The organism is Pseudomonas guariconensis, from assembly GCF_900102675.1.
GTDB lineage: Bacteria > Pseudomonadota > Gammaproteobacteria > Pseudomonadales > Pseudomonadaceae > Aquipseudomonas > Aquipseudomonas guariconensis.
In genome coordinates this window covers 33,866-59,831 of record NZ_FMYX01000005.1, presented here as the reverse complement: position 1 = coordinate 59,831, position 25,966 = coordinate 33,866, and the positions used below count along the sequence as shown (strand labels likewise).

Genomic DNA, 25,966 nt, shown 5'->3' with positions numbered 1-25,966 from the left:
GAGCGATTGCCCTGCTCCACCGCGCCGCCTGCTTCGCGGCGGTTCGACGCCGCGAACGGGCCATGGAAAATGGCACAGGATGGCCTTCAGTTGGCTTCCCTGACCGCACTCAGAAACGCCCGGGTCCGCTCCTGCTGAGGATGCTCGTACAGCTGGGCGGGCGCGCCCTGTTCGTGGATCTGCCCCTTGTAGAAGAAGCACACCCGATCCGCGAACTCGCGGGCAAATCCCATCTGGTGGGTGACCATGAGCATGGTCAGGTTGTGCTCGCTGCCGAGCCTGCGGATGACATTGAGCACTTCACCGCACAGCTCCGGGTCCAAGGCCGAGGTGACCTCGTCGAACAGCATCACCTTGGGCCGCATGGCCAAGGCCCGGGCGATGGCCACCCGCTGTTGCTGGCCACCTGAAAGCTGCGAAGGGTAATGGTCGAACTTGTTGCCCAGCCCGACCATTTCCAGCAGTTCAGCGGCGCGCTCTCGGGCTTCGGCGGGCTTGATGCCAAGGACCTGCACTGGCGCTTCGATGACGTTCTGCAAGGCGCTCATGTGCGGGAACAGGTTGAAGCTCTGGAACACCATGCCGATCTTCGAGCGCACGCGGCGCACATGGCGGTCGTTGGCGCTCACCAGGGTGCCGTTGCGTCCTGGCATGTGGGTCAGCGATTCGCCGTCCACTTCGATCATGCCCTGGTCGATACCCTCCAGGGTCATCAGTACCCGTAGCAAGGTCGATTTGCCCGAGCCGCTGGGGCCGATGATCGCCACCTTCTCGCCCGGCGCGACTTCCAGGTTCAGGCCATCGAGCACGGTGAAGTTGCCGTAGCGTTTGGTCACGTCGCGAAAGGCGACGATCGGCTGGGCGATGGCCGGTTTCGGCATGGCGTGGTCCCGCTGCAGGGGGCTGGTGGTGAGGGTGGCGAGGTTCGAGACAGGCGCGATCATTAGCGTAACTCCAGGCGCACTTCGAGGCGCCGAACCAGATAGGCCAGAGCGACGCTCAAGGCCAGGAAGAACAGACCGACCAGGGTGATCGGCTCCAGGTAGCGGAAGCTTTCGGAGCCGACGTTCTTGGCCTGCTGCATGATTTCCACCACGGTGATGGCAGAGAGCACCGGGGTGTCCTTGAGCATCGCGATCAGGTAGTTGCCCAATGGCGGTAGGATCGGTCGCACCGCCTGGGGCAGGATGACCGTGCGGTAGGCCGTCCAGGGCGCGAAGTTCAGCGCCACCACCGCCTCCCACTGGCTGCGCGGCACGGCGTCCAGGCCCCCGCGATAGACCTCGGCGAGGTAGCAGGCGTAGTGCAGGCCGATGCCGAGGATGCCCGCCTGCATCGCGCTCATGTTCACGCCATAGTTGGGCAGCACGTAGTACAGAAAGTACACCTGGATCAACAGCGGTGTGCTGCGGATGAACTCGATCAGCAAGGTCACCGGCCAGGCGATGACCGCTTGCCGGCTACGTCGACCGATCGCCAGGAACAGCCCCAGAACGATCGCGATCAAAAAGCCCACCAGCGTGATGCCCAGGGTCTTGATCGAGGCCTGCAGCAACTGTGGCAGGATCTGCGCGACGTAGTTCCAGTCCCAGATATTCATGACAGGCTCCCCCGCAGGCGACCACGGCCCAGGCGCCGTTCGACGCCGCGCATGGTGAAGTTGATGAATTGCGCCAAGACGAAGTACAGCAGCAGGGTCAGGCTGAAGATCTCCAGGGTCTGGAAGGTCGCCTGATCCAGTTGGCGGGCGCGGAAGCTCAGGTCTGACAAGGTGATCAAGGACACCAGCGAGGTGTTCTTGAGCAGCTCGATCAACAGGTTGGTGCCCGGAGCGATTGCCGCCAGCAGTGCCTGGGGCAGGATGACCCGGCGAAAGCGGGTGGCCGGCGGCATGTTGAGGGCGACGCAGGCTTCATATTGCCCCTTGGCCACCGAGCCGATGGCCCCACGCATCACTTCGGCGCCATAGGCACCGATGTGCAGCCCCAGGCCGACGATGGCCACCGTGTAGGCGCTCAGCTCAAGGTTGAACGGCGGCAGCGGCAGGACGAAGAACAGCCAGAACAGCTGCACCAGCAGCGACGTGCCGCGAAACAGCTCGATGTACGCCACGCAGAACCAGCTCAAGGGTCGCCAGGACGAGCGCCTGCCAAGGGCCGCGAGTATCGCGGCGACAATGGCCAGCAGCGAGCCGAAGAATGTGACCTGGACAGTGATCCAGGCGCCTTGCAGTAACAGCGGTATCAATTCACCCATGGTTCGACCTGAATAATCGGATTACGCAGGGAACGGCATGGCAAGCGCCATGCCACCTCGATTCATTGCTGGGCACACAGCTCGGCGGCGGTCTTGTCGGTCACGTTGGAGCGGTCGAAGCCGAACGGCGCGACAGTCTTCAGGTGCTCCTCGCTGCCCAGCCAGCGCTTGAGCTCGGCATTGACCGCATCACGCAGGTCCTTGTCCTCTGGGCGAAACGCCAGAGCGCCATAGCCGGTATGGGACGGATCGTCGGTGAAGTCGGTGATCGCCTGGACCTTGTCGCCGCCCTTTTTCGCCAAGCCCTTCATGGTCAGCTGAGTGCCCACGGCGGCGTCCGCGCGACCGGCACGCACGGCTTGCAACTGCGCCGTGGTGTCGGGTACCTGAAGGATCTGCTCGTCCTTGACCCCGGATTCGCGGGCGTAGGCGAGGTTGACGGTACCGGCCATGATCGCGAGCTTCACATCGGGGTTCTTGGCGATGTCGGCATAGCTGTGCAGGCCTTTGGGGTTGCCGGCGGCCACCAGCAAGGTGTCGGGCAAGGCGTACTGCGGGTCGGTGAAGATCACCTGTTTGCAGCGCGCCGGCGTGATGTACATGCCGGCGGCGATCACATCGAAGCGCCCCGCCCGCAGACCAGGGATCAACGAGCCCCATTCGGTCAGCACGCCATCGACTTGCTTGATGCCCATCTTCTGGAAGATGACTTTGGCGATCTCGGGCGATTCGCCCGTGACTCGACCATCGGTCTCGGTGAAAGCGAACGGGGTTTCGTTGGCATATCCGATGCGGATACGGCTGTTTTCCTTGATGGTGTCGAGGGTCGTCGCCTGGGCGCTGGCTGCCAGGCCGATGGCCGCACAGGCCACCAGCAGGCGCTTGAGGGAAGAAACCGCGTTGGGGGAAGGCTGGCTCATCAATGAATCTCCTGTTTTGTTATCAAACCGTCGGCGACGGCTCTGTGTTTAGGAGGCAGTGGAGCAAAACAGCGAAGGCCGGGTGTGTCGTTCGATCGGTGCACAGCCCGAGCGTTCCGGCGGGCCGACGTAGTCTTGTTACTTACGGGTGTCGACCTTGGGCCGGAGCATACAAAAGCCCCGCAGCCGATGGGATTGCACTAGGACAATTGCCCGAAGATCCTGCGCGGGCGATGCTGTGTGCAGTCCCGGTCAGCGAAGCGATACACATGAAGAACTGGAAGAACGTCCTCGACTCGGCGCGCATCGGCGAGTCCAAGTACAAGCTGCTGGTGCAGGCCATCGCCGGGGAGATCGAGCGCGGCGAGCTGGTCCATGACCAGCGCCTGCCACCGCAGCGCCAGGTGGCCGATGCCCTGGGAATCAGCGTGCAGACAGTGACCAATGCCTACAAGGAACTGGAGCGCCAAGGCCTGGTGCGCTGCGAGATTGGCCGTGGCAGTTTCGTCAGCCGACGCATGAGCGACCGGGTGGCTGACGACATCATCGACCTGCCCGAGCGTACCCTGGTGGATTTTTCCATCACCCGCATCCTGCATACCCAGGCGCACGAGCGCATCTGGCGCGACACCTGCGCCGAGCTCAGCGTGGAAGAGGACCAACCCTGGATCCATGCCTACCGCCCGATCGCCGGGTTCGAGAGCCATCGCGAGGCCGCGGTGCGCTGGCTGGCCGGACTGGGCATGAATGTGGAGCGCGACGACGTGCTGGTCACCAACGGCGCGGCCCATGGCATCTTCCTGGCCTTGGCGTCGCTGGCCGGGCCGGATGATGTGGTGCTCTGCGAGGGGCTGACCGACCACGGCGTGATCGGCAATTCGCAGGTGCTGGGGTTCACTCTCAAGGGCCTGGAGATGGACCGCGACGGCATCGACCCGGAGCACTTCGAGGACTTGTGCAGCAACGAGCGGGTCACGGCTCTGGTGTGCACGCCCAACCTCAACAACCCCACCACCAGCCTGATGCCCGACGCCCGGCGCCGGGAGATCGCCGCCATCGCTCGGCGCTTTGGCGTGCACATCATCGAGGACGACGTCTACGGCCCCCTGCTGGGCGAGCGGCATGCGCCGCCGATCAGCCACTACGCGCCGGAGCTGTCGTTCTATTGCACCAGCATGACCAAGTCGGTGCTCACCGGGCTGCGGGTCGGCTACCTGGCGATGCCCAAGCGCCTGGCGCTACGCACCGAGAGCATCCTGCGGGTCAACAGCTGGATGGCTACCCCGCTGGTGGCGGAGATCGCCACCCGCTGGATCAACGACGGCCGCGCGGCGCAGTTGGCCGAACTGCAGCGCAAGCTGATCAGCGCCCGCCAGGCGATGGTGCGCGAACACCTGGGCGAGTACCTGTTGGGCAACCCGGCGCAGGCGCTCGGTGCCTGGCTGGGCATACCCGCGCACTGGGAAGTCGACAGCCTGGTCAGGGCACTGCGCCGTCGGCATATCGCCGTGACGCCCCCGGAACCGTTCCTGGTGCGCGGTACGCCACGGCCACGGGCGGTCAGGTTGTGTGTTGGCGCTGAATGCTCGGACACCAAGATGCGCAAGGCCCTGGCCGACATGCATGAACTGTTCGGCCAATACCCGCAGATCCATGAGCTTTGAAGCAGGACTGGAAGCCTGCGACAGGCCGCAAAGCCGCCCCGAATCCCCGCCATGAAAAAAATGTCCGGCAAATTGACCTAGTACATTCATCACGACAATTTGCCGCTCTTAGACTCCGCCCAACACAAGGTCACAGGTTGGGATGCGGTCATGTCAGTGCTTTCGCTTCACGATATCTACCTTGCCCATCAGCGCATCCAGGGGCTCGTGCGCCGCACGCCACTGGAGCACTCCCCTGCCCTGACCCGCCAGGTCGGCGTGCCGGTCTACCTCAAGCTCGAGTCCCAGCAGCTCACCGGTAGCTTCAAGCTGCGCGGCGCCAGCAACGCCATCGCCTGCCTCAGCGATGAACAGCGGGCACTGGGGGTGGTGACCGCCTCCACTGGCAACCACGGTCGGGCATTGGCTTACGCCGCGTCGCAACGGGGCGTGCCGGCGACCGTCTACCTGTCCGATCTGGTGCCCGCCAACAAGGTCCAGGCCATCCGTGACCTAGGCGCCGAAGTATGCATCGTCGGCCATTCCCAGGACGACGCCCAGCACGCCGCCCTGCGCCATGCCCAGGAACAAGGCGCGACGCTGGTTCCGCCGTTCGACCACCCGGACGTGATCGCAGGCCAAGGCACCCTGGGCCTGGAAATCCTCGAACAACTGCCCGAGGTCACCCAGGTGCTTGTACCGCTTTCCGGCGGTGGTCTGTTCGCCGGCGTCGCCTTGGCCGTCAAAAGCATCAACCCGGCCATCACCACCCACGGCATCAGCATGCACCGCGGCGCGGCCATGCACGCCAGTCTGCAGGCCGGCCACCCGGTCGAGGTGCAAGAACTGCCGACCCTGGCCGACTCCCTCGGCGGCGGTATCGGCCTGGACAACCGCCACACCTTCGCCCTCACCCAACGCCTGCTCGACCAAGTCCATCTGCTCGACGAAGCCGCCATCGCCAATGGCCTGCGTCACGCGTATCAGCAGGAGCGATTGGTGCTCGAGGGCGCCGCTGCAGTGGGTATCGCCGCCCTGCTCGAGGGCCGGGTGTCCGCTCGCGGGCCGATCGTGGTGGTGGTCAGCGGACGCAATGTCGACACCGCACAACACCTGCGGGTGATCAACGGCGCCGCTGCCTGAGGTCTTTTTTTCGCTCACTGGAGGTTCACCGATGCCGGCCATCACCTTGCTCAACGAAGCCGACCTGCGAGACTGCATCACCCTCGACCACGCTGCGATCGATACTGTCGAGCAGGCATTCGCCCTGCTGGCCACGGCCAAGGTGGCCATGCCGCCGATTCTTCGGCTGGACGTGCCGGAGCACAACGGCGAGGTGGACGTGAAAACCGCCTACCTGCCGGGCATCGAGCGATTCGCGATCAAGGTCAGCCCGGGGTTCTTCGACAACCCCAGCCTTGGCCTGCCCAGCCTCAACGGCATGATGATGCTGCTTTCAGCCCGCACCGGCCTGCTCGATGCGCTGTTGCTGGACAACGGCTACCTCACCGCCGTGCGCACCGCTGCCGCCGGCGCGGTGGCGGCGCGCTGGCTGGCCCGCGAAGACAGCCGCTGCGCGGCCCTGATCGGCAGCGGCGAACAGGCTCGCCTGCAGTTGCAGGCGCTGCGCCTGGTACGCCCGATCGAGCGGGTGCAACTGTGGGCACGCGATGCAGCAAAGGCCGCGGCGCTGGGCGATGAGCTGGGACGCGACGGCCACTTGCAGGTCGCAGTCTGCGACAGTGTCGACCAGGCCATGCACGGCGCGGACATTGCCATCACCTGCACGCCAAGCCGCGAGCCGTTGATCCATCCCAGGCACCTGAAACCCGGCCTGCACATCACCGCCATGGGCTCGGATGCCGAGCACAAGAACGAGATCGCACCGCAGGTGGTGGCCCAGGTCGAGCGCTATGTCGCCGACCGCCTTGGCCAGACCCGGTTGCTCGGCGAGCTGCACCACGCCCTGCGCGCTGGGGTGGTGAAAGACGAAAGCCGCTTCTGCGAGCTCGGCCAGGTCATCGCCGGCCAACAGCCAGGTCGCCTCAGCGCCGCTCAGATCACCTTGTGCGACCTGACCGGCACCGGCGCCCAGGACACTGCCATCGCCAACCTCGCCTTCGAGCGCGCCCGCGCTGCCGGCAAAGGCCTGGCATTCAACAGCTGAACCCACCCCACTCATCAGAGGGCATTGCAATGTCTCAGTCAGTGGTCAACCTGCCATTCAGCCGGCAGGAATACGCCCAGCGCCTGGCCAAGACCCGCGCCGCCATGCAGGCGCAGGGCCTGGACCTGTTGCTGGTCACCGATCCGTCGAACATGGCCTGGCTAACCGGCTATGACGGCTGGTCGTTCTACGTCCATCAGTGCGTGTTGCTGGCGCAGGAAGGCGAACCGATCTGGTTCGGCCGCGGCCAGGACGCCAACGGCGCCAAGCGCACGGTATTCATGGGCCACGACAACATCGTCGGCTACCCGGACATTTACGTGCAGTCGCGCGAGCGTCACCCGATGGACTACCTGTGCCAGGAAGTGATCCTGGCCAAGGGCTGGGGCGCGCTCAACATCGGCGTGGAGATGGACAACTACTACTTCAGCGCCGCTGCCTACCAGGCCCTGTGCCGCCATTTGCCCCAGGCGACCTTCAGCGATGCCGCCGGGCTGGTCAACTGGCAACGGGCGGTGAAGTCCCCGCAGGAAATCGAGTACATGCGCATCGCCGCACGCATCGTCGAGAAGATGCATGCGCGCATCCTCGAACGCATCGAACCAGGCATGCGCAAGAATGAGCTGGTGGCTGAGATCTACAGCAGCGGCATTCTCGGTGTGGACGGCCATGGTGGGGATTACCCGGCCATCGTGCCCCTACTACCGACCGGCGCCGACGCCAGCGCCCCGCACCTGACCTGGGACGACTCCCCGTTCGTCAAAGGCGCCGGGACCTTCTTCGAGATCGCTGGCTGTTACAAGCGTTACCACTGCCCGCTGTCGCGCACGGTGTACCTCGGCAAGCCGCCACGGCACTTTCTCGAAGGCGAGAAAGCCGTGGTCGAAGGCATCGCCGCCGGCCTGGAGGCCGCCCGCCCCGGCAACACTACCGGTGACATCGCCAAGGCGTTCTTCAAGGTGCTGGAGAAGTTCGGCATTCACAAAGACAGCCGGTGCGGCTACCCGATCGGCCTCAGTTATCCGCCGGATTGGGGCGAGCGCACCATGAGCCTGCGCCCCAGCGACACCAGCGTGCTGCAACCGGGCATGACCTTCCATTTCATGCCAGGGCTGTGGATGGACGACTGGGGGCTTGAGATCACCGAAAGCATCCTGATCACCGAGACCGGGGTTCAGACCCTGTGCGACGTGCCACGCCAGTTGTTCGTCAAGGACTGATGCCATGAACGCATTCACAGACACCGAAGTGGCCAACCCGATCAGCAGCACGGTGGACTTCACCCGCGATGGCGTGCAACACGGATTTCTCAAGCTGCCTCATTCGCGTGACGACTCGGCCTGGGGCGCGGTGATGATTCCGATCACCGTGGTCAAGCACGGCGACGGCCCGACCGCGCTGCTCACCGGCGGCAACCATGGCGACGAATACGAAGGACCTGTGGCGCTCAGCAAGCTGGCCCAGCGGCTGCGCGCCGACCAGGTCAGCGGACGGGTGATCATCGTGCCGTTCATGAACACCCCGGCGTTCCATGCCGGCACCCGCACCTCGCCGATCGACCAGGGAAACCTCAACCGCAGCTTTCCGGGCAAGCCCGATGGCACAGTCACACAGAAAATCGCCGATTACTTCCGACGCACCTTGCTGCCGATGGCCGATGTGGTGCTGGACATCCACTCCGGTGGCCGCACCCTGGACTTTCTGCCCTTCGCCGCCTGCCACGTACTGCCCGACAAGGCCCAGCAGGCACGCTGCGAAGCGGGCATGCGGGCGTTCGCAGCGCCCTATGCCATGCGCATGCTGGAGCTCGATGCCCAGGCCATGTACGACACCGCTGCCGAGGCCCAGGGCAAGGTGTTCGTCACCACCGAACTGGGGGGTGGTGGCACCGCCACGGCGCGCAGCGTGGCCCTGGCCGAACGTGGCGTGCACAACCTGCTGGTGCATGCCGGCATCCTGAAAGGCGAGGTCACGCCCGACGAATCGATCATGCTCGACATGCCCGATGGCGACTGCTTCATCGCCAGCGAGCACGACGGCCTGCTGGAGATGTGCCGCGACCTGGGCGAACAGGTCAGCCAGGGCGAAGTGATCGCCCGCATCCACGACATCCGCCGCACCGGCAGCGCGCCGGTGGAGTACCGCGCCCGTCGCGACGGCCTGCTGGCCGCCCGGCATTTTCCCGGACTGGTGCAGTGCGGCGACACCCTGGCGGTGATCGCGGACGTACTGGCATAGACGGCACGCACGCGACGACAACGAGAGGTAGGGGAAACATCATGTCGAACGAATACCCATTCAAATCCCTGTGCTACGTCGACGGCCAATGGGTGCACAGCACCAGCGGCAACAGCATCGCCGTGCTCGACCCCGGCAACCGCCAGACCATCGGCCATGTGCCGCTGCTCGATCACGAGCAGATCGTCGCCGCGGTGGACGCCGCCCAGCGTGCCTTCGGCCCCTGGCGCAAGCTGCGCCTTGAGGAACGTGCGACCCTGCTGCGCCGCTGGGGTGAACTGATCATCGAACACCAGGAGGCCCTGGCGCGCATCCTCAGCCAGGAGCAAGGCAAACCGCTGGCCGAGGCCCGCGGCGAGATCGCCTATGCCGCAAGTTTCATTCCCTGGTTCGCCGAAGAGGCCCGACGCCTGTATGGCCAGACCATCCCCAGCCATATCCCCGGCGCAGACCTGGGCACGGTAAAGGAGCCGGTGGGCGTGTGCGCGCTGCTTACCCCGTGGAACTTCCCCAGCGCGATGATCACCCGCAAAGCCGCCGCCGCCCTGGCGGCAGGCTGCACCGTGGTGGTCAAGCCCGCCCACGAGACGCCCTACTCGGCGCTGGCCTTGGCCGCGCTGGCCGAGGCGGCGGGCTTTGCGCCCGGGGTGTTCAACGTGGTGATCGGCGAACCGCAGATGACGATGGAGACCCTGGTACGTGATCCACGGGTGCGCTCGGTCAGCTTCACCGGCTCCACCCGGGTCGGCAAGCTGGTGTTGCAGGCGGCGGCGCAAGACGTGAAGAAGGTCGCCCTGGAGCTCGGTGGCAACGCGCCATTCATCGTCTGCGCCGATGCCGACCTGGACCTGGCCGTGAAGGTGGCCGTGGCCGCGAAGTTCCAGACCTCCGGGCAGGACTGCTGCGCGGCCAACCGAATCATGGTCCAGCGCCCACTGTACGAGGCCTTCCTGGCGCGCTTCGCCGAGGCGGTACGGGCGCTGCGGGTAGGGCCGGCGATGGTGGACGGCCAGGAAACCCCGGCCGACGTCGGCCCCCTGATGCACCAGGGCGCGTTCGATGCCACGGTGGCACGGGTCGACGACGCCATCGCCCAAGGCGCCCGCCGCCTGGTGGGCGGTGAAACCCACGCCTTGGGCGGCTGGTTCTACCAGCCAACGGTGCTGGCCGACGTGACCCCTGGCATGCGCATCTACCAGGAAGAGAACTTCGCACCGATTGCCGGGGTCATGCCCTTCGACACCCTGGAGCAGGCCATCGAGATGGCCAACGACACCGAGTACGGGCTGGCCGCCTACATCTGCTCCAACCGCCTGGACGTGGTCCACCCGCTGATCCGACGGCTGGACCACGCCATGGTCGCGGTCAACGGCGTGAAATTCACCGGCCACCCCATCCCCTTCGGCGGCATGAAGGCCTCAGGCCTTGGCCGCGAAGGCGGCAGCGAAGGCTTCGAGCCTTTCGTCGAAACCAAATACTTTTGCCTGCACCATCAAGGTCAACTCTAAGGAGTGTTTGCCATGAACCCAGAATACAACCAGCTGTTCGAACAAGACCGCGCCCACTTCATGCACCCCTCGACCCACGCCCATGACCATGCCAGCGGCGCACTCAAGGGGCGGATCATCACCGGCGCCGAAGGCATTCGCCTGCGCGACCACGAAGGGCGCGAACTGATCGATGCCTTCGCCGGCCTGTACTGCGTCAACATCGGCTACGGCCGCACCGAGGTGGCCGACGCCATCCACCGCCAAGCCAAGGAGCTGGCGTACTACCACACGTATGTGGGCCACTCGACCGAGGCGATCATCGAGCTCTCCAGCCGGATCATCGACTGGGCGCCGGCGGGCATGAAAAAGGTCTATTACGGCCTCTCCGGCTCCGACGCCAACGAGACCCAAGTCAAGTTGGTGCGCTACTACAACAACATCCTCGGTCGCCCGAACAAGAAGAAGATCATCTCCCGTGATCGTGGCTACCACGGATCGGGCATCATGACCGGCAGCCTCACCGGCCTGCCCAGCTTCCACCAGCACTTCGACCTGCCGGTCGAAGGCGTCAAGCACACCGTCTGCCCGCACTGGTACCGCAAGGCCCCGGCCGGCATGGACGAGCAAGCCTTCGTGCAGTACTGCGCCGATGAGCTGGAGAAACTGATTCTCGCCGAAGGCCCGGAGACCGTGGCAGCCTTCATCGGCGAGCCGTTGATGGGCACCGGCGGCATCATCGTCCCGCCCAAGGGCTACTGGACGGCGATCCAGGCCGTGCTGGACCGCTACGACGTGTTGCTGATCGCCGACGAAGTGGTCTGCGCCTTCGGCCGCCTGGGCTCCAAAATGGGCAGCCAGCGCTATGGCATCCGCCCGGACCTGATCACCACCGCCAAAGGCCTGACCAGCGCCTATGCACCGCTGTCGGCGGTGATCGTCGGAGAGAAGGTGTGGAACGTGATCGAAGAAGGCTCGCGCAAGGCCGGCCCCATGGGCCACGGTTGGACCTATTCCGGCCATCCGATCTGCGCGGCAGCGGCGCTGGCTAACCTGGACATCCTCGAGCGCGAAGACCTGACCGGCAATGCAGCCGTGGTCGGCGCCTACCTCAACCAGCGCATGCGCGAGACCTTCGAAGGCCATCCGCTGGTCGGTGAAGTGCGCGGCGATGGCATGCTGTGCGCGGTCGAGTTCATGGCCGACCGTGATGCCCGTACTGCGTTCGACCCGGCCCTGAAGGTCGGCCCCCAGGTGTCGGCGGCCTGTCTGGAGCGTGGCATGATCGCGCGAGCCATGCCCCACGGCGACATCCTCGGCTTTGCGCCACCGCTGGTGCTGGACAAGCAGGATGCCGAGCGCATCGTGGCCATCACCAAGGCCGCCGTGGATGAGGTGGCCGGAAAAGTGTTGGGTTAACGAAAAGGGGCGCCAAGCGCCCCCCTTTTCGTCTGCAAAGCACCGCTCGGTGCCTCACGCGGCCTGCCGGCGCATGGTCAGGATGGCAGCGCCAAAACCGATGAACGTCGACCCCACCACCCGACTGACCCACCGCGACAACGCAGGACGGGTCAGCACTCCCTTGGCCCGCGACGCGAGAGCGGCATACAGGCTCAACGACACCAGCGACAAAGCCATGAAGATCGAAGTGAGGATCAGGAACTGCGGCAGCAGTGCCGCTTGTTGGTCGATGAACTGTGGGAACAAGGCCGTGAAGAACATCGTCGCCTTGGGGTTGGTCACCGCCGTGAGGAAGGCCGACTTGTAGAGTTTCCAGCGTGTGGGGCGGGCCTTCTGCGCACTCGCTTCGACGCCTTGCGCCAGCATCGGACCTTTCTTGAGCAACTGCCTGGCGCCCAGATAGAACAGATAGCCCGCGCCGAGAATCTTCACCGCGTTGAACAGCCATTCGGAACTGGCCAGCAGCGCCCCCAGGCCAAGCATTGCGGCCGCGGACAGGCAGAACAGGCCACTGGCATTGCCGATCGAGGACCACACCGCGCTGCGCTGTCCGTGCGCCAGGCTGTTATTGATGGCCATCAAGGTGGCGGGCCCGGGGCTGGCAATGGCAATCGCGGCGACCACGGTGAAGGCGAGAATCGAATGAACGTCCATAGCCAAAGCTCTAAGCAAAATGAAGACTGAATCTTACAGATATACCCTACTGATCGGCGCGTGGGACGCATCTTTTCGATCCTCGGGCCACCGGCTTGCCTCACGGCAGGGTCACCCGTGAAAATGCCGCTATCCCCCTAAGGAGCCCATCCATGGATCTGCAGTTTCTGGGCACTTCAGCCGGTGTGCCCACCAAGGCGCGCAACGTGACCGGCACCGCCGTCATCGAAGCGACTGGAAGCCATTGGTACCTGGTCGACTGCGGAGAAGCCACCCAGCACCAATTGCTCCATACCTCGCTGTCGATCCGCGACCTGCGAGGGGTGTTCATCACCCACGTCCACGGCGACCACTGCTTCGGCCTTCCAGGCCTGCTGGCCAGCGCAGGCATGTCCGGGCGCACCGAGCCCCTGGATCTGATCACACCGGCGGCGCTGCACGACTGGATACGCCTGAGCCTTGCGGTCAGCCAGACCTTCCTGACCTTCGAATTGCGCTTATTGGCGGTCGAAGCACTCGGCACCTGGCACAACGACAATATCCAGGTGAGCACCGTGGCGCTGTCTCACCGCGTCCCCAGCCACGGCTTTGTGTTCACCGAAATCAACCCCGAACCACGCCTGGACATCCAGCGCTTGGACGCCGAGGGGATCCCGCGGGGTCCTTTGTGGGGCGAGCTGGCCCATGGCAATCCGGTCGTACACGACGGCCGCAGGCTCAACCCCCAGGATTACCTGCGCGCGTCCCGCCCTGCCCGGCGCATCATCGTCTGTGGCGACAACGACACCCCAGGCCTGCTCGCCGAGGTGGCAAAGGACGTGGATGTGCTGGTGCACGAGGCGACCTTCACCCAACCGCTGATCGAGCGCACCCAGGCCACCTTCGGCCACAGCACGGCCGCGGCGGTGGCGCAGTTCGCCGAACAGGCGGGGGTGAAGAACCTGGTGCTCACCCATTTCAGTGCCCGCTATCAGCCCAACCCCCAGCGCAGCCCGTCCATCGCAGACGTGCATCAGGAAGCCCTGGCACACTACCGCGGCAACCTGATCCTCGCGCAAGACCTGCGGCGTTATCACATGACGCGCGACGGGCATTTGACATGAAACGCCCCGACCAACGGCCATAGCGCTCGTCGAATGCTTGACCTGAGTCCAGAGCCCATCGGTTTTTCGTTGACCGTGCCCACGCCGGGCCGCAGACTTCGCGCTCGTGATTCATCCTGAGATCTGTAAAACATGCGCAAGTCATTTCCTGTAATCGCACTGTTCACCTTGATGGCCAGCTCGTATGCCATCGCCGGCGAAACCACCAACACCGCGGTCGGCGGTGGTGTCGGCGGAGCTCTGGGGAGTGTGGTCGGTCAGGCCATTGGTGGTAGTACGGGTGCCGCGATCGGCGCCGGCGTTGGCGGCGCGGCAGGCGGTGCGGTGTCGGCCAAGCACGGCAAGAAAACCGAAGCCGCCATCGGCGGTGGCCTGGGCGCCGCAGGTGGCCAGGTGCTGGGCAACAAGGTTGGCGGCTCCACCGGCGGCGCCATCGGTGCCGGCCTGGGCGGCGCGGCGGGCAGTGCCATCGGCAACAGCATGGCCGATGACGATCACCCTCACAGCCACAACTCCGGCAAGAAACACAAGCACAAGAAGCACAAGCATCACGATTGATCGCTTGGGCACTCCCACAGGGGACGACGCAACGCGTCCCTTGTGGCGCCAAAGCTCCAACCAAGCTCGACCCCCGCCTTCGTTCGACGATTACCATTGTGAAAGATGGTATTTATTCGCAATTATTTCTCATTTACACTCGCCCACTCGCTTCGAAAGCAAGCTTTCTTCCTGGGTGCATCGTGTCGTTCGATCCCGCCAAACCGACGCTGCTGACCACACTGGTCCGGCACTACGACGAGCTCGTGGAGCACATTCGCCGACGCTTCGGTGACAAAAGCTCAGCGCGCGACGTGGTGCATGACGTGTGCGTGCAGTTGCTCGAGCGAGGCGAAAAGGAAGAAGTCCGCAGTCCCCTCGCCCTGCTGCGCAAAATCTCCCACGACACCGCCATCAGCCGCTACCGTGGCGAGCGCCGTCGAGCCGCCTGGGTGGAGGCCGCCAGCGAACTGCCCGAGATCCCCTGTACCGCTGCCACCCCCGTGAACCGATACGAGGCCGAGCGTGAGTTTCAATTGCTCGTCGATGCGATCGCCGCACTGCCTGCGCGCTGTCAGGCGGTGTTCGTCCTGCATAAAATCCACGAAATCCCTCAAGCGGAAGTGGCAAAGCACCTTGGTATTTCCATCAAAACAGTGGAAAAGCATCTTCGCCTGGGGCTTGCCGCATGCAGGGCAACGCTCGGACGTGACGAGGTGCATCCATGACCCATGACACCGACAAGGGGCGATTGGATGAGGCCCTTGGACGGCATCGTGAAGACCTCAAGCGGCTGTTTCCCGTTCCGCCAGCCAAGCCGACAGCGCGCAAACCAGCCAAGGCCGCCGCGCTCATGCTGTTGGCCGCGCTGGCCATCGGTGCCCTGGGCTGGTTGAACCCTGCCTACAAGCAAGAGCGATTCACCACTGCGGTCGGCGAGCGGCGCGCTGTTGCGCTTGCCGATGGCAGCGAACTGCTGCTCGACAGCGCCAGCGCTATCGATGTCCGCTGGCGTGTGTTCAGTCGCGATGTGGATCTTCGCGCCGGCCAGGTCCTATTCGAGGTGTCTTCGGCCGTTTACCGCCCCTTCGTGGTGTCGGCAGGTTCGGCCAGGGTCCAGGTGCTTGGCACACTGTTCAATATCCGTCGACTGGATGACGACAATGTTCGGGTGACGTTGGCGCGGGGCCGTGTGGAAGTCGATACACCGGCAACCGTGCAAACGCCGGTCATCCTGGCGCCAGGGCAACAGGTCGATGCGATCGGTGGACAGCTCACGACGGTAGCGAAGGTTGACGCGACCAAGGCGATGGCCTGGAAACATGATCGCATCGTGTTCGAGCAAACACCGCTGGACGAGGCCGTTGCCGTGCTTCGCCACTATCGAACGGCGCCCATCGAGCTGGGTGACCCAAGCCTGGCGGCGCTCAAGGTGACTGGCGTGTTCCAGGCGCACAACGTCGATCTGCTGCTGGATCTGCTCCCAAGCATCCTGCCTGTTTCCCTGTCGCGCCAGGAAGACGGCAGCGTCCAGGTCGAACGCCGGGCGCCCGGAAAATAAATACTCAAGCGAAGGTAGGGTTTTTCGATTCCCCAGACGGCTAGTTGAAAAAGCCAACTACAAAGGAACTCGAGAAGTGCATTCTTCCTTGCGCGGTCGCTCTCTACGCTTGTCGTTACTCGCCAGCAGCCTGTTCATCGCGATATCGGCTCAAGGCCAGGAACTGGTGAACATCGACCTGCCGGCCGCCCCGCTTGGCCAGGCCATCAACACCCTGGCACAGCAATCCTCGGTACAGATCATCTTTGCAGGCGACCTGGGTGCAGGCCAACAGGCGCCTGCGCTGAAGGGGCGATTCACGCCAGAGCAAGCACTGCAAAAACTGCTCGAGCACTCAGGGCTGCAGGTACAGGCCAAGGATGCGCATACCTTCATCATCGTCCCCTCCGAGCAAATCCAGGCCACCCCCTCGCCGATCACCCGCAGCGAACCTGTTGAAATGGCGCAGATGGAAATCACCTCTTCGCGTACCCGCAGCGACCTGGTCTCGGCAACTCGGCAATCGACACTGATCGACCACGACCAGCTACAGGCGCTACGCCAAGGCTCCGAGAGCCTGGCCACGGTACTGGCCAAGGCGATTCCTGGCATGTCCGACTCCAGCCGCACCGTCACCGAATACGGCCAGACCTTGCGCGGGCGCAGCATGTTGATCATGGTCGACGGCGTACCGCTCAACACCAACCGCGACTCCTCGCGCAACCTGGCCAACATCGACCCGGCACTGATCGAACAGGTCGAAGTCATCCGCGGCAGCAGCGCCATTTATGGCAGCGGCGCCACAGGCGGCATCATCTCCATCACTACCCGCCCTGCCGGTGGCGAGAACCGCGCGCAGACCAGCCTGAGCGCCACCTCGCCCCTCACCCGGCTGGGCAGCGATGGCCTGGGCGGGCAGTTCCAACAGTATGTCGCAGGCGCCCAAGGCGCGGTGGACTATGCCTTCGATTTCGGCACCCGCCACATCGGTGCTTCGTACGATGCCCACGGCGACCGCATTGCGCCTGAGCCCAGCCAGGGGGACCTGTTCGACGCCAACATCTATAACATCGGCGGCAAGCTTGGCCTGCACATCGACGAAAACCAACGGGTGCAGCTGGGTGTCAGCCACTACGACGCGCGCCAGGACACCGACTACGCCACCGACCCACGCGTCGCCAAACTGCCAGCAGGCTCGGTACCGGCCAACGCGATCAAGGGACTGGATCTGGACGAGCAGAACCGCATTCGCAACACCCTGGTGAATCTGGAATACGAGCATCTCGATATCCTCTCGAGCCGGCTTTCCGCGCAGCTGTACTACCGGGACTATTTCACGCGCTTCACGCCATTCGACGCCCGCGCCGTCGCCACCCGTGGCGGCAACGTGGACCAGGTGATGCAGAACAGCGAAGTGTTCGGCAGCCGCCTGACCTTGCGCACCCCGCTCGGGCAAAGTGGCAATACCGAATTGGTCTGGGGCGGCGACTACAACCAGGAGCGCAGCGACATGCCACTGGATGTATTCGACCCCGCGGCTTATGACGCCAGTGGTGGCCTTGTCTTCGACAAGATCGGCAAGCTCACCTACATGCCGCCGCTCAAGACCCGAAGCGCAGGTGCGTTCGCCCAACTTCAGCATCGTTTCGACGAGCACTGGTCGATCGACGGCGGGCTGCGATACGAATACTCCACCGCCCAGTTCGATGACTTCGTTCCACTGTCCGAATCCCGGGCCACCTCGCCCGTGGCAGTCGAAGGGGGGCGGATCCACTACGATGCGGTGCTTTCGAACCTTGGCATCGTCTATTCGCCAGTGCTCGGCCAGGAGATCTATGCCTCCTTCAGCCAGGGCTTCCAGCTGCCTGATGTGGGTATCCAACTGCGAAACGCACGCCGTGGTTTCGATCTGAGCGCCTCGAACCTGGAACCTGTGAAAACCAACAACTATGAGCTTGGCTGGCGAGGGGAACTGGGCAGCAACACGCTAGGCACCCTGGCGTTGTTCTACACCACGTCCAAGCTGGGCGATGTGCAAAGCTTCAACAACGGCTTGATCCTGACCCGGACCAAAGAGCGCATCTATGGCGTCGAAGCCAGCGCCGACTGGCTGTCGGACGATGAGATCTGGGGCGCCGGCGGCAGCGCGACCTGGATGCAAGGACGAGAAAAGCCAGACGGCAAAGACTGGCAAGACATGACCGGCTACCGCGTTCCTCCGCTGAAACTGACCGCTTACCTGCAGTACAAGCCGAATTTCGACTGGAGCAACCGACTGCAAGCCACCTTCTTCGACTCCAAAGACTATCGCCTCGATGGCATGGACAGCTTCGGCCGGCACCAGGTCGACACCTACACGACCGTGGATCTGATCAGCCAGTACCAGGTCTCCCCTGACGACAAGGTGAGCGTGGGCATCCAGAACCTGTTCAATCGCGACTACTACCCGCTCTACAGCCAGTTGTTGCGCAATAACAACAACACCAGCCATCTGCCAGCACCCGGCATGGTGTTGACGGCCAGTTATACGCACGACTGGTAACCCCATGGGGCACCACCGGCTATTTGGGCGCGCTACGCGCGCCCATCGCGGTTGAGCCCGCTTCCACAGGGGTGACACTGGCGTCGGAAAACTCCGCCCGATCCCGCACCGGACACTGCGCCCGGTGCAGATTCAACGCCGTATTGATGATCCCGATATGGCTGAACGCCTGCGGGAAATTGCCCAGCATCCGCTTACCCACCGGGTCGTACTGCTCGGCCAGCAGGCCCACGTCGTTGCATAGCCCGACCAGTCGCTCATACAAGGCCTGGGCTTCTTGCTGCCGCCCGAGCAACACGTACACGTCCGCCAGCCAGAACGAACACACCAGGAACGTCCCTTCCCCCGGCGTCAGGCCGTCGCTACAGCGGTCGCTGTCGTAGCGAAGCAGCAAGCCGTTGCGCAGCAGACGCTGCTCGATCTGCGCCAGGGTGCGCAGAAAGCGTGGATCGTCTGCAGGCAGGAAGCCCGTCAGGGCGATCTGCAACAGGCTTGCGTCCACTTCCCGGGAGCCATAGGCCTGGACGAAGTACTGGCGCGCAGGGTCGAGCCCCTGTTCGCAGATTTCGCGGTGGATCTGATCGGCCACTTGGCGGTAGTGCCGGCCTCGTTCGCGGTCTTCCTCGGTGGTGTCGGCCAGGCTTGCGGCGCGGTCGAAGGCGACCCAGGCCATGACCTTGGAATGCACGAAGTGCTGCCGCCCGCCGCGCACTTCCCAGATGCCTTCGTCCGGCTCACGCCAGATGCGCTCCAGGTACGGCAGGATCGCGCGGGCAATGGCCGAGCTGCGCGGATGCCGGGGCAGGCCACCGCGGATGGCCTGGGTCATGGCATCGGCGAGCTCGCCATAGATGTCCAGCTGCAACTGCCCCGAGGCGGCGTTGCCGATACGCACGGGGCGGGAGTGCTCGTAACCGCTCAGCCACGGCAGGGTGAACTCTTGCAGGTCGCGCTCACCGGCCAGGCCGTACATGATCTGCATCTGCTCGGGATTGCCGGCGACCGAACGCAGCAGCCATTCCCGCCAGGCCTGGGCCTCATCGAAGTAGCCGAGGTTCATCAGCGCCAACAGGGTCATGGTGGCATCGCGCAGCCAGCAGTAGCGGTAATCCCAGTTGCGTTCGCCACCCACACGCTCGGGCAGGGAAGTGGTCGCGGCGGCGACGATGCCACCGGTGGGGGCGTAGGTCATGGCCTTGAGGGTGAGCAAGGAACGGCGGACCAAGGGCGTCCAAGGACCGACATCCGGACAGCGGGCGGCGAAGGCCTGCCACTGGGCGATGGTTGTTTCCAAGGCCTGGTCGACGTCGAAGTCCGGTTGTGGCGGCAGATGCGAGAGCTGGTGACGCAGGCTGAACACCTGGCGCTCACCGGCCAGAACGCGAAAGCGGCTGACGCTGTGATAGTCGCGCGAGTGCACAGGCTCCGTGCTGCGCAGGATCATCCGGTCAGGGCCGGCGACCGCACTGAGGGTGTGCGGGTCAAGCTTCTCTACCCAAGGGACGCTGCGCCCATAGTCAAAACGCAGTACCAGATCCATCTCGAAGGCGCTTTCGCCGGCCAAGCCTTCGACGATGCGGACCACGGCGTTGTGTTCGCCCAGGGGCATGCAATCGATGACCCGGGCGCGGCCGCTGGCAGTGGTGTAGGTGGTTTCGAGCACCAAGGTGTCATCGAGGTAGCGGCGGGTGACGGTTTCGACCAGGTCGCTGGGCGCCAGTCGCCAGCGGCCGTTCTCTTCATTGCCCAACAGCGCGGCGAACACCGCCGGGGCGTCGAAACGCGGGACGCATAGCCAATCCAGGGAGCCGTCGCGGCTGACCAAGGCGGCGCTGCGGCAGTTGCCCACTAACGCGTAGTCTTCGATCGGGGCTGGCATGGGCGCTCCTTTGCAAGACGGTCGGTTTGGGGGCGCTTTGCGCCCCATCGCAGCCCTTTATCCCAAGGTGTGCCACTCCCGCTTGTCACGCGTGAGCAGCTCGTCGCCCGCCGCGGGGCCATCTTCGCCGGCGGGGTATTCATGGACCTCCCCACCGCTGGCCCAGGCATCCAGGAACGGCTGCACGGCGCGCCAACCGTTCTCGATGTTGTCGGCGCGCTGGAACAGGGTCTGGTCGCCGGTGAGACAGTCGTAGATCAAGGTCTCGTAACCGGTCGCCGGGGTCATCTTGAAGAAGTCCTTGTAGGCAAAACCAAGCTCGACGTTTTCCATCACCAGCTCAGGCCCGGGACGCTTGGCCTGCAGGTCGAACCACATGCCTTCGTTGGGCTGGATCTGGATCTTCAGGTAGTTGGGCTTGGGCCGTTCCAGTTCCGACTCGCGGAACTGCGCATACGGCGCCGGCTTGAAGCAGATGGCGATCTCGGTGTCGCGCACGCTCATGCGCTTGCCGGTGCGCAGGTAGAACGGCACCCCGGCCCAGCGCCAGTTGTCGATCATCACCTTGAGGGCAACATAGGTCTCGGTGCGGCTTTGAGGATCGACGTTCGGCTCCTGACGATACCCGGCCAGGCGCTTGCGGCCCTGCTTGCCGGCCACGTACTGGCCACGCACGGAGTGCTTGAGGGCCATCTTCTGCGACCAGGGGCGGATGGCGCCGATCACCTTGGCTTTCTCGCTGCGCACCGCATCGGCGGCGAAGGCCGCCGGCGGTTCCATGGCGACCATGGCCAGCAACTGGAACAGGTGATTGGGGACCATGTCGCGCAGGGCGCCGGTGTTGTCATAGAAGGCGCCACGGGTTTCGACACCGACGGTCTCGGCCGCAGTGATTTGCACGTGGTCGATGTAATGGTTGTTCCAGAACGACTCGAACAGCCCGTTGGAGAACCGGCTGACCAGGATGTTCTGCACCGTTTCCTTGCCCAGGTAATGGTCGATCCGGTAGATCTGCCGCTCGCTCATCACCCCCAACAGGCAGGCGTTGAGCGCCTCGGCGCTGGCCAGGTCGGTGCCGAAGGGTTTTTCCACCACCACCCGGCGAAAACCGCCGCCGGACTCATCGAGCAGCCCGGCATCTCCCAGACGCTGCGCCACTTCCGGGAAGAAGCGCGGCGAGGTGGCGAGGTAAAAGATGGCATTGCCATGGGCGGTCTTGTCGATGCGCTTGCCGATGGCCTCATAGGTGGCCGGGTTCAGGAAATCGCCGATCTGGTAGTCCAGACGTTTGGCCAGGCGCGCCCACACTTTGTCATCCAGACACTTGTTGGAGCCCTCCCCGCCTTTGTCGCGCTCGACCATGAAGGCATGCAGGCGCTCTGCGAACGCCTCGGCCGTGGCTGGATTGTGGTCGACACCAACGATGCGCAGGTTGCGGTCCAGCAGGCCATCGCGGCTGAGGTTGTACAGCGCCGGCATCAGCAGGCGCTTGACCAGATCGCCGTTGGCGCCGAACAGGAACAACGTGCAGGGCGGCGCGGCCGGGATGCGCTGTGCCGTCATTTGCCTTTCTCGACGTGGCCGCCGAAGCCCAGGCGCATGGCCGAGAGGATCTTGTCCCCATAGGTGCCCTGCTGCTGGCGCGAACGGAAACGGGCAAACAGCGCACTGGACAGCACCGGCACCGGCACGGCCTGCTCGACGGCGGCATCGATGGTCCAACGGCCTTCGCCGCTGTCGGACACCGAGCCACTGAACTGAGCCAATTGCGGGTCAGCCACCAAGGCGTCGGCGGTCAGGTCCAGCAGCCAGGAGGTCACCACGCTGCCGCGACGCCAGACCTCGGCGATCTCGGCCACGTCCAGGTCGAAGCGCTGGTCTTCGGGCAGTTCGTTGCCGCCTTTGCTGCGCAGCAGGTCGAAGCCTTCGGCGTAGGCCTGCATCAAGCCGTACTCGATACCGTTGTGCACCATCTTCACGTAGTGCCCGGCTCCGGCAGGCCCTGCATGGATATAGCCATGCTCGGCGCGGCCATGTTCACCCTCGCGGCCCCGGGTGCGGGGGATGTCGCCTACGCCAGGGGCCAGGGCCTTGAACAGCGGCTCGAGGCGCTCGAATACGTCCTTCTCACCACCGATCATCATGCAGTAGCCGCGCTCCAGGCCCCACACGCCACCGGAGGTGCCGACGTCCAGATAATGCAGGCCCAGCTTGGCCAGCTCGGCGGCCCGGCGCATGTCGTCCTTATAGAAGGTGTTGCCACCATCGATGATCGCGTCGCCCGGCTCCAGTAGCTCGGCCAGCTGGGCGATGGTCTGCTCGGTGGGCTCACCGGCAGGCAGCATTACCCACACCGCGCGAGGTGCCTTGAGCTTCTGCACCAGCGCTCCCAGGTCGTGTGCCCCTTGGGCGCCCTCGCTCTCCAGCGTCATCACCGCGTCGCGGTTGCGGTCGTGGACCACGGTCCGATGCCCTGCGAGCATCAGACGCCTCGCGATGTTGCCGCCCATGCGGCCCAGCCCGACAATTCCCAGTTGCATGTGTCGATGCTCCCCTTGAAATGGATGACAACGCGGTTCAGGTTTTCAGATTAGTCCAGTGCTCCGTTCGAGGGTTCACCGACGAACGGGGCGACAACGATAAACAAAAAAGTTCCCAAGGCCAGGAAAAGAATTCAGAATGCGCGCCGCGCCAAGCGTCTACGCTTGAAATTGTCACCAGCCAGAACCGCGAGGTGTTCCAATGGGTACCCTGATGCCTTCCACTCCCACCCAGACCCTCTATGTCACCGTGCGCCGTGACGAGCTGCGCCGCCTGAAGGACGAACGCGACCAATTGCGCCAGCAGGTCGCCCAGTTGAATCAGTTGCTCGAGCAGGCCCGCTGCGAAGACGACAAAGCCATTCGCATCTGATCTTTCATCGCTACTGGTGGGAGCTGATGGCTCCCACTCGACAAGATTCTCCCTTCATCCTCCGTACCGGATTCCGATAGTTCGCTGTCGCCGCCCTTCCTACAGTGGCCGCGTCGCAGGCTTGTGTTGCCTGCTTTGAGCGGAGATCGCGCATGACCTCATCCAAATACAGGTTGATCCCGACTTTCATCGGGCTTGTCGGCCTGTCGGCCCCTGCCACGGCAGCTCTGTGCAAGACCGCCAGCGAAAGGGAAGTGCTGGGGCTGTTCACGCAATGGAACGACAGCCTCAAAAGCGGCGATCCACACCAGGTCGCCAGCCTTTATCAGGACGACGCCCTGCTGCTGCCGACCGTTTCCAGGATTCCTCGCCAGACCCGTGAGGCGCGAATTGACTACTTCGAACACTTTCTGGCCAAGCGCCCCAGCGGCAAACTCGACACCTATCACCTACGCCAAAGCTGCAACGAGGCGACCCTGGCCGGTTTGTATACCTTTGATCTTGCCGCCAGCGGCCAACAAGTGGCGGCACGTTACACCTTCACCTATCGCTGGGACGGCGAACGCTGGTTGATCAGCCAGCACCATTCCTCACTATTGCCCACCGATTGATCGCTGGAGTGCCTACGCACCCTTTCGCGTCCTGGGCTGCCTTTCAGGCGGCCCCTCTACCTTCGGCATTAACATCCTGTGACAACCCGCCAACGTTTGCGCGGACCCACGGTCATCATTTAAATGACCAGCGGGTCACAAATGTAACGCAACCTCTCCTACACTCGGGATTCTGCCCGCCAAACCGTCTGGGTAACCGGACGGAAAAAAAAAGAAACTTTCCAACAAAGCGGCAGGTCAGGAACTAAGTAGGCCAATGCACAGGGGACCCCCCCGCTTCGGCCCACCCACACCCCAAACAGCTCAACTGCCTTCGGCTGGAACGCCGATTGCACGGTGCTTGTGCGCACCACTCTGGGGCATGGACCGCACTACGAAGATTTGAACTAGAGAGAACCAACACGACATAACGCCAAAGGGTGCCAGCCACCCGATACAAGGGACGGAGAGAAGTATGATCAGTGCCGCTGTCGAACCTCACGTAGATACATTCACCCCGGACAACCGCGAACCGCTGCCGCCAGGATTCGCCACGACAGCCAAGGCACCCGGCGCCCAGCGCCGTCACAACCCGCACAAACGCAAAATCCTGTTCGTCACATCGGAAATCGCCGACCTGGTCAAGACCGGGGGTTTGGGCGACGTGTCCTCGGCCCTGCCCCGGGCCCTGTCCCATCTGCACGATGTCCGTGTGTTGATTCCTGGCTACCGCCAGGTGGTCGACAGCGACAACCCCATCCATATCGTCGGCGAACTGGGTGGGCACGCGGCGCTGCCACCCTGCAAGATCGGCCGCATGGATCTGGCCGACGGCTTGGTCATCTATGTCCTGCTCTGCCCCGAACTGTACGAGCGCGACGGCACGCCCTATGGCGCCAACAATGGCCGCGACTGGCCGGACAACCACATCCGCTTCGCCCGACTGGGCCTGGCCGCTGCGGAAATCGCCGCCGGCGAAGGCATGATCCACTGGCGCCCCGACCTGGTGCACGCCCACGACTGGCCGGCAGGCCTGGCCCCGGCGTACATGCACTGGCGCGGCCTGAACACCCCGACCCTGTTCACCATCCACAACCTGGCCTACCAGGGCGTGTTCAGCCGTGCCTGCTGCCCGGAGCTGGCCATCCCTGACCATGCCCTGCAGCAGGAAGGCATGGAGTTCTACGGCAAGCTGTCGTTCCTCAAGGCGGGCCTGGCTTATTCCAGCCATATCACCACCGTGAGCGCCACCTATGCCCGGGAGATCACCACGCCCGAATTCGGCTGCGGGCTGGATGGCTTCCTGGCCAGCAAGGCGCAGCAGGGCCTGCTCGGCGGCATTCCCAATGGCATCGACGAGAGCTGGGATTCGGCCACCGACAAGCACCTGCAGCACAATTTCAGCCTCAACGACTGGGACGGCAAGGCGCGCAACGCACAAGAAGTGCGCACGCTGTTCCAACTCGAGGCATCGCAGGGGCCATTGTTCGCCGTGGTCTCGCGCCTGGTGTACCAAAAAGGCCTGGACCTGACGCTGGGCGTGGCCGACTACATCGTCAAACAAGGTGGCCAGATCGCCATTATCGGTCGAGGCGAACCTGAGGAAGAACAGGCCATGCGCGAGCTGGCCCTACGCTACCCGGGGCGCATCGGCGTGCGCATCGGCTTCAACGAAACCGATGCACGACGCATGTTCGCAGGCAGCGACTTCCTCCTGATGCCGTCGCGCTATGAGCCCTGCGGCCTGAGCCAGATGTACGCGCAGCGCTTCGGCTCGCTGCCGGTGGCGCGCAACACCGGTGGGCTGGCCGACACCATCGAGGACGGAGTCACCGGTTTCCTGTTCGACGCGTCCACTGTCGAGAGCTACCGCGAGGCCCTGAGCCGGGCGTTCTACGTGCATGGCAAGAAAGACCTGCTCAATGCCATGCGCTGCCTGGCCATGACCCAGCCCTTCAACTGGTGCCAGGCCGTGGAACCCTACGCCAAGCTGTACGAGGAGCTGGTCTGTCAGGCCCACGCTGGCCACTACTGAA

General features: G+C 64.1%; 23 protein-coding genes. 15 read left to right on the top strand and 8 right to left on the bottom strand.

Going from position 1 to position 25,966, the window contains the following annotated elements; genetic code table 11:
- Positions 1 to 86: 86 nt before the first annotated feature.
- From ehuA to ehuB, 4 genes are all read right to left on the bottom strand, one after another.
- Entirely contained in the window at positions 87 to 944 is an 858-nt protein-coding gene (gene ehuA / locus BLS27_RS10000) for an ectoine/hydroxyectoine ABC transporter ATP-binding protein EhuA (RefSeq protein ID WP_409287604.1), read from the bottom strand.
- Complete coding sequence (gene ehuD / locus BLS27_RS09995) at positions 944 to 1,600, bottom strand: ectoine/hydroxyectoine ABC transporter permease subunit EhuD (RefSeq protein WP_090344472.1); 657 nt, start codon at positions 1,598 to 1,600, stop codon at positions 944 to 946. Before ehuD ends, ehuA begins: the two co-directional genes overlap by 1 nt.
- On the bottom strand, positions 1,597 to 2,256 hold the full coding sequence (gene ehuC, locus BLS27_RS09990) for an ectoine/hydroxyectoine ABC transporter permease subunit EhuC (protein ID WP_090344470.1): 660 nt from the start codon (positions 2,254 to 2,256) through the stop codon (positions 1,597 to 1,599). Before ehuC ends, ehuD begins: the two co-directional genes overlap by 4 nt.
- A gap of 62 nt (positions 2,257 to 2,318) precedes the next feature.
- Entirely contained in the window at positions 2,319 to 3,176 is an 858-nt protein-coding gene (gene ehuB / locus BLS27_RS09985; protein ID WP_043212186.1) for an ectoine/hydroxyectoine ABC transporter substrate-binding protein EhuB, read from the bottom strand.
- Positions 3,177 to 3,445: 269 nt separating this feature from the next.
- On the opposite strand from ehuB, the gene ehuR reads away from it, so the two are divergent.
- From ehuR to BLS27_RS09950, 7 genes are all read left to right on the top strand, one after another.
- On the top strand, positions 3,446 to 4,840 hold the full coding sequence (gene ehuR / locus BLS27_RS09980) for a MocR-like ectoine utilization transcription factor EhuR (protein ID WP_043212184.1): 1,395 nt from the start codon (positions 3,446 to 3,448) through the stop codon (positions 4,838 to 4,840).
- 150 nt (positions 4,841 to 4,990) lie between these two features.
- The gene (gene eutB / locus BLS27_RS09975; protein WP_090344467.1) at positions 4,991 to 5,962 is read left to right on the top strand and encodes a hydroxyectoine utilization dehydratase EutB; all 972 of its coding nucleotides are present in this window, start codon (positions 4,991 to 4,993) and stop codon (positions 5,960 to 5,962) included.
- Between the two features lie 31 nt (positions 5,963 to 5,993).
- Positions 5,994 to 6,986, top strand: coding sequence for an ectoine utilization protein EutC (eutC, locus tag BLS27_RS09970; protein ID WP_090344465.1), 993 nt, complete (start codon positions 5,994 to 5,996; stop codon positions 6,984 to 6,986).
- A gap of 29 nt (positions 6,987 to 7,015) precedes the next feature.
- Positions 7,016 to 8,206 carry an ectoine hydrolase DoeA gene (gene doeA, locus BLS27_RS09965; RefSeq protein ID WP_090344462.1) on the top strand — a complete coding sequence of 397 codons (1,191 nt, stop codon included), beginning with the start codon at positions 7,016 to 7,018 and terminating at the stop codon, positions 8,204 to 8,206.
- Between the two features lie 4 nt (positions 8,207 to 8,210).
- Positions 8,211 to 9,224 (top strand): N(2)-acetyl-L-2,4-diaminobutanoate deacetylase DoeB, encoded by a 1,014-nt coding sequence (doeB, locus tag BLS27_RS09960; protein WP_043212028.1) that lies wholly within the window; start codon positions 8,211 to 8,213, stop codon positions 9,222 to 9,224.
- A 41-nt stretch (positions 9,225 to 9,265) separates the two neighbouring features.
- A complete protein-coding gene (locus BLS27_RS09955; protein ID WP_043212031.1) occupies positions 9,266 to 10,732 on the top strand; it encodes an NAD-dependent succinate-semialdehyde dehydrogenase in 1,467 nt (488 codons plus the stop codon).
- A 12-nt stretch (positions 10,733 to 10,744) separates the two neighbouring features.
- A complete protein-coding gene (locus tag BLS27_RS09950; RefSeq protein WP_043212033.1) occupies positions 10,745 to 12,130 on the top strand; it encodes an aspartate aminotransferase family protein in 1,386 nt (461 codons plus the stop codon).
- 54 nt (positions 12,131 to 12,184) lie between these two features.
- Here BLS27_RS09950 and BLS27_RS09945 read toward each other — a convergent pair whose 3' ends face one another.
- Entirely contained in the window at positions 12,185 to 12,826 is a 642-nt protein-coding gene (locus tag BLS27_RS09945; RefSeq protein ID WP_090344460.1) for a LysE family translocator, read from the bottom strand.
- Between the two features lie 152 nt (positions 12,827 to 12,978).
- On the opposite strand from BLS27_RS09945, the gene BLS27_RS09940 reads away from it, so the two are divergent.
- The 5 genes from BLS27_RS09940 to BLS27_RS09920 all read left to right on the top strand — a co-directional run bounded on the left by BLS27_RS09940 (position 12,979) and on the right by BLS27_RS09920 (position 18,548).
- Positions 12,979 to 13,929, top strand: coding sequence for a ribonuclease Z (locus BLS27_RS09940; RefSeq protein ID WP_090344457.1), 951 nt, complete (start codon positions 12,979 to 12,981; stop codon positions 13,927 to 13,929).
- A gap of 132 nt (positions 13,930 to 14,061) precedes the next feature.
- Positions 14,062 to 14,487 (top strand): glycine zipper domain-containing protein, encoded by a 426-nt coding sequence (locus BLS27_RS09935; protein ID WP_090344454.1) that lies wholly within the window; start codon positions 14,062 to 14,064, stop codon positions 14,485 to 14,487.
- A gap of 182 nt (positions 14,488 to 14,669) precedes the next feature.
- Entirely contained in the window at positions 14,670 to 15,194 is a 525-nt protein-coding gene (locus BLS27_RS09930; protein ID WP_043212039.1) for an RNA polymerase sigma factor, read from the top strand.
- Positions 15,191 to 16,027 (top strand): FecR family protein, encoded by an 837-nt coding sequence (locus tag BLS27_RS09925; RefSeq protein ID WP_090344451.1) that lies wholly within the window; start codon positions 15,191 to 15,193, stop codon positions 16,025 to 16,027. The genes BLS27_RS09930 and BLS27_RS09925 overlap by 4 nt, the downstream gene beginning before the upstream one ends.
- A 76-nt stretch (positions 16,028 to 16,103) precedes the next feature.
- Positions 16,104 to 18,548 (top strand): TonB-dependent receptor, encoded by a 2,445-nt coding sequence (locus tag BLS27_RS09920; RefSeq protein WP_090344448.1) that lies wholly within the window; start codon positions 16,104 to 16,106, stop codon positions 18,546 to 18,548.
- A 19-nt stretch (positions 18,549 to 18,567) separates the two neighbouring features.
- Here BLS27_RS09920 and BLS27_RS09915 read toward each other — a convergent pair whose 3' ends face one another.
- Genes BLS27_RS09915 through gnd form a run of 3 tightly spaced genes read right to left on the bottom strand, consistent with a single transcriptional unit; the run spans position 18,568 to position 22,967 of the window.
- Positions 18,568 to 20,427, bottom strand: coding sequence for a glycoside hydrolase family 15 protein (locus BLS27_RS09915; RefSeq protein WP_090344445.1), 1,860 nt, complete (start codon positions 20,425 to 20,427; stop codon positions 18,568 to 18,570).
- 57 nt (positions 20,428 to 20,484) lie between these two features.
- Positions 20,485 to 21,990, bottom strand: a complete 1,506-nt coding sequence (gene zwf, locus BLS27_RS09910) for a glucose-6-phosphate dehydrogenase (protein WP_043212043.1) — start codon at positions 21,988 to 21,990, stop codon at positions 20,485 to 20,487.
- Complete coding sequence (gene gnd / locus BLS27_RS09905; RefSeq protein WP_043212045.1) at positions 21,987 to 22,967, bottom strand: phosphogluconate dehydrogenase (NAD(+)-dependent, decarboxylating); 981 nt, start codon at positions 22,965 to 22,967, stop codon at positions 21,987 to 21,989. The genes zwf and gnd overlap by 4 nt, the downstream gene beginning before the upstream one ends.
- 202 nt (positions 22,968 to 23,169) lie before the next feature.
- Between gnd and BLS27_RS23800 the strand changes: the two genes are divergently transcribed.
- From BLS27_RS23800 to glgA, 3 genes are all read left to right on the top strand, one after another.
- The gene (locus tag BLS27_RS23800; protein WP_167358085.1) at positions 23,170 to 23,340 is read left to right on the top strand and encodes a DUF6026 family protein; all 171 of its coding nucleotides are present in this window, start codon (positions 23,170 to 23,172) and stop codon (positions 23,338 to 23,340) included.
- A gap of 152 nt (positions 23,341 to 23,492) precedes the next feature.
- On the top strand, positions 23,493 to 23,951 hold the full coding sequence (locus tag BLS27_RS09900) for an SgcJ/EcaC family oxidoreductase (RefSeq protein ID WP_090344442.1): 459 nt from the start codon (positions 23,493 to 23,495) through the stop codon (positions 23,949 to 23,951).
- A gap of 454 nt (positions 23,952 to 24,405) precedes the next feature.
- Positions 24,406 to 25,965, top strand: coding sequence for a glycogen synthase GlgA (gene glgA, locus BLS27_RS09895; RefSeq protein ID WP_043212048.1), 1,560 nt, complete (start codon positions 24,406 to 24,408; stop codon positions 25,963 to 25,965).
- Position 25,966 lies beyond the last annotated feature (1 nt).